Consider the following 484-nt stretch of genomic DNA (forward strand, 5'->3'; position numbering starts at 1 on the left):
GTTTCTCATGCGGGGGTCTTTTGACGAGCTGCCGCGTCCTGGCGGGAGTGCTCAAGCAGGTTCTGCAAATAATGCAGCGTGACTGCAGGGACCAGCGGCGCGATAGCCGTGAGATCGTTTTTCGCCAGCAGTTGACGTACCCGGGAAGCGGATATCGGCATCTCCTGGTAACGCAGCCGCTCAATTTCAACCAGTTCGATGGGCGTTGCGGAGATAGTCGGCGTTTCCAGCCAGTAGCGCATATCCTGGTTGTACTGGGCGGTAACGCGACAAAAGGGTTCAGTACCGACAAAGCGGTGAGTTACACCCAGCGCGGGAGCGAGGTACTGACGGAAAATCTTCAGATCAATTTCGGTGTAACAATGGTTAATGACGCTCTGTTCTTTAATGAAGTAGCAAGGGAACGTAGCGCGGGAGATGATGTATTCGGAGCCACGATGCACAGTCAGGCGTGGAATATCGGCGGTGCCTTTTAACACCAAAT

Annotated in this window: 1 protein-coding gene; it reads right to left on the minus strand. The window is 54.1% G+C overall.

Annotated features, from left to right (window positions below):
- Positions 1–5: 5 nt before the first annotated feature.
- Positions 6–484, minus strand: a 479-nt coding sequence (locus K0039_RS25070) for a nucleotidyl transferase family protein (protein ID WP_500303711.1), incomplete at its 5' end; no start/stop codon positions are given.

Origin of the sequence: Terrisporobacter mayombei, from assembly GCF_020748465.1 — a bacterium.
GTDB lineage: Bacteria > Bacillota > Clostridia > Peptostreptococcales > Peptostreptococcaceae > Terrisporobacter > Terrisporobacter mayombei.